3 protein-coding genes and 1 pseudogene are annotated in these 3,089 nt (G+C 67.1%); 1 reads left to right on the top strand and 3 read right to left on the bottom strand.

From position 1 onward, the window contains the following. From ENN83_RS01175 to ENN83_RS01165, 3 genes and pseudogenes are all read right to left on the bottom strand, one after another. Positions 1–99: pseudogene (locus tag ENN83_RS01175) on the bottom strand (uL13 family ribosomal protein); the annotation flags it as partial. Positions 100–416: 317 nt separating this feature from the next. Continuing rightward, a complete protein-coding gene (locus ENN83_RS01170; protein ID WP_287183089.1) occupies positions 417–1,856 on the bottom strand; it encodes a DEAD/DEAH box helicase in 1,440 nt (479 codons plus the stop codon). A 156-nt stretch (positions 1,857–2,012) separates the two neighbouring features. Continuing rightward, positions 2,013–2,603 carry an exopolysaccharide biosynthesis protein gene (locus ENN83_RS01165; protein WP_287183085.1) on the bottom strand — a complete coding sequence of 197 codons (591 nt, stop codon included), beginning with the start codon at positions 2,601–2,603 and terminating at the stop codon, positions 2,013–2,015. A gap of 216 nt (positions 2,604–2,819) precedes the next feature. Here ENN83_RS01165 and ENN83_RS01160 point away from each other — a divergent pair. Next, positions 2,820–3,089, top strand: a 270-nt coding sequence (locus tag ENN83_RS01160; RefSeq protein ID WP_414707601.1) for a hypothetical protein, incomplete at its 3' end; no start/stop codon positions are given.

Raw genomic sequence — 3,089 nt, 5'->3', positions numbered from 1 at the left:
GGCGACGATCGAGGCGAGACGGCCGAGCACGACGCCCTCGGCGTCGATCACGATCCACTTCTTCTCGATCTCCGCCGGGGTAGCGGTGTAGGTCTTCATCTCTCTTGCCCTATCGCTGGGGGGTCCAGGGGGCGGGGCAGGGCCCGGCCCCGGTCGGGATGGCGGAGTTCTAAGCATTTTGGCCGCACAGTCAATAGTTGTGGCCTCCGAAAATCCCAATGTTATCATGTAATTAAAAAATAGGTAGCATGTTACCCCAAAAAGTGTACCGACATTTCGACCGGGTGTTGCGGATCCAAGATCGACGGAGGCCGGGGGCGTTGCCCCCGGACCCCCAGGATATTTCGGGCCAGAAGAAGGCAGAACGCCGGGGCGGGAATGTGCGGCCGGCCGCAGGGACCGGCCAGCGGGGCGCGCTAGTCGGCTGCCTCGTCGGCGGTCTCTGAACTCGGCTTGAAGGAGCGGGTGAGGAAGGCGGGCATGTGATCGCCCATCCCGACCACCGGGCCGTCCCGGCCGGGCTTGGTGCCGCGGCGGTGTCGGTCGCCGCGCTCGCTGCGCCCGGCCCGGTCTGTCCGGTCGCGCATGGGTTGTTCGGCAGGGCCGGGCCCGGTCGGGCGCCGGGGGACATCGCGCTGCTTTTCCCGCGGGGTCGCGGCCGGGGGAGAGGCCTCCCTTTCGCGCCGGTCACCAGCTGCGGCACCGCCCTTGAGCGGACTTTCGACGCGGGGGATTTCCTTTTGGACCAGCGCCTCGATCGCGGCGAGGTACTTCTCGTCATGCGGCACGCAGATCGTCAGCGCCTTGCCCAGCCGACCGGCACGGCCGGTGCGACCGATGCGGTGGACGTAATCCTCGGCGTGCGAGGGAACGTCGTAGTTGAAGACGTGGGACACGGCGGGTACGTCGAGGCCGCGCGCGGCCACGTCCGAAGCGACCAGCAGCTGAAGTGTTCCGGCACGGAACGCATCCAGCGTGCGGGTGCGCTGGGACTGGTCCAGATCCCCATGGATCGGCGCCGCGTCATAGCCGTATTTGGTCAGCGACTTGGCGACGATGTCGACCTCTGTCTTGCGGTTGCAGAAGATGATCGCGTTGGTGCAGGCTTCGCCCTCGCGGTCGATCAGCGCGCGCAGAAGGGCGCGTTTTTCCTTGGCCTGCATGTCCTTGCGGGTGGCGGTGTAACGGACGACGCCCTGCTCGATGCTTTCGGCGGTGGTGGCGCGGCGGGCGACCTCGACCTTTTCGGGCGCTGACAGGAAGGTGTTGGTCACGCGCTCGATCTCGGGCGCCATGGTGGCCGAGAAGAAGAGCGTCTGCCGCGTGAATGGCGTCAACCGGAAGATGCGCTCGATATCGGGGATGAAGCCCATGTCGAGCATCCGGTCGGCCTCGTCCACCACCATGATCTGCACGCCGGTGAGCAGAAGCTTGCCGCGCTCGAAATGGTCGAGCAGGCGGCCGGGCGTCGCGATCAGCACGTCCACGCCCTTGTCGATCAGCGCATCCTGCTCCTTGAAGCTGACGCCGCCGATCAGCAAAGCCTTGGTCAGCTTCGTCTTCTTGGCGTAGGTGTCGAAATTCTCGGCCACTTGGGCGGCCAGTTCCCGGGTCGGCGCCAGCACCAGGCTGCGCGGCATGCGCGCCCGCGCCCGGCCGCGGCCCAGCAGCGTGATCATCGGCAGCACGAAACTGGCGGTCTTGCCGGTGCCGGTCTGCGCGATGCCCAGGACGTCGCGGCCCTGGAGAGCGGGAGGGATGGCGCCAGCCTGGATCGGCGTCGGCTCGGTGTAGCCAGCGTCGGCGATGGCGGAGAGCACCTTGGGGTCAAGCCCCAGATCGGCGAAAGTGGTCATGTGGGTCCTTGGCGTGGTTGCGGCTTTCGATGGCCGCTCCGTTTCGCGCGGCCCGACCGGCCGGATTGCCGGTCTCGTTCTTCTGTGAGGGTCGTTAGGGCATGGGGGCGGCTTCGTCAAGGTGCGCCCCCAGCGACCGAACGGCGCTTGACGGCGTCAGAGGAAGAAGGCCGTGATGAACAGAATTTCGGCCAGGATCAGCGCATAGCCGACCAGCGCGGCCAACCCGTCGCGCGACGACAGTGCGAGCCCCAGCACGACCACATGCAGCGACAGCACGAAGGGAAAGCCCGGGATCAGGCCGACCAGTGTCATCACCGCCCCGGTCAGTAGCAGGATCAGCGCGATCGCACGGCGCGCCACCGCGCCTTCGACCAGGAAGACGAGGCGCGGCATCAGATGCGGGCGCAGCCACAGCGCCCAACGCTGGGCTTTCGCGACCGAGACGGCCAGCATGTGCCCCGAAAAGCTGACTCGTCCCAACCGGTCCGGCACCCAGATCTCCTGTGCGCCGGTCATCATGCGCCCGCCGATCAGGATCAGGAACAGCGCCACCACGTTCGGCACGCCGGGGATCATGCCCGTCGGCAGGATCAGCATCCCTGCCAGAAGAGCAAGCAGCGGACCGAAGCCGCGTGGCCCGATGGTCTCGACCAGATCGTGGACGCTGACCCGGTCGCGGGCAAGCGCCAGCGCGCCGAGGTCTTCCAGCAGGGACGAGATGATCCAGTCGTCGTCAGCACACATTGCGTTCGGCCGCCCCGCCGGGAAACTGCGGTATCAATTGCCGGGGCGGCCGGTGGCACCCCATTTCCGATGTCGCGCCGGTTTCGCGCAAAATCAAGGATCGTGCGGTATCGCTGTAACCTTCGCGTGTTGACAAGCGTTTGAACGCACCGGCATTGAAAGTCGAAGAGACACCAATCCGGGAGGAGTATCATGGCGTATCGGTCGCTCAGGGGGATGGCGCTGGCTGGCAGCATGCTTGCGGGCTTCGCCTTGGGGCCGGGGGCGCTGGCGCAAGGCGACGTTGCCGCGATTCCGGGAGACGCGGCCGGGGCGCGGGTGATCGGCGAGGCGCTTGTCACCGGAACCGACGGATTGAGGCAGGACGTCGCGGAGGGCTTGCGCCTGCTCGAGCAGGCGGCGGCGGGCGGCGATGTGGCTGCCCGCGCGAGTCTGGGCAAGATGTTGCTTGACGGGATCGTGGTTCCTGCCGATCCGGCGCGGGCC

The sequence above is a fragment of the Rhodovulum sp. genome (assembly GCF_011048875.1).
GTDB lineage: Bacteria > Pseudomonadota > Alphaproteobacteria > Rhodobacterales > Rhodobacteraceae > Rhodovulum > Rhodovulum tesquicola.
The sequence above is the reverse complement of the archived record's forward strand: the minus strand, read 5'-3'. Positions and strand labels throughout refer to the sequence as shown.

What these genes read in the sequence shown, in the direction of transcription:
- ENN83_RS01170 (WP_287183089.1), bottom strand. Translation starts at nt 1,856, where the DNA reads ATGACCACTTTCGCCGATCTGGGGCTTGACCCCAAGGTGCTCTCCGCC.
- ENN83_RS01165 (WP_287183085.1), bottom strand. Translation starts at nt 2,603, where the DNA reads ATGTGTGCTGACGACGACTGGATCATCTCGTCCCTGCTGGAAGACCTC.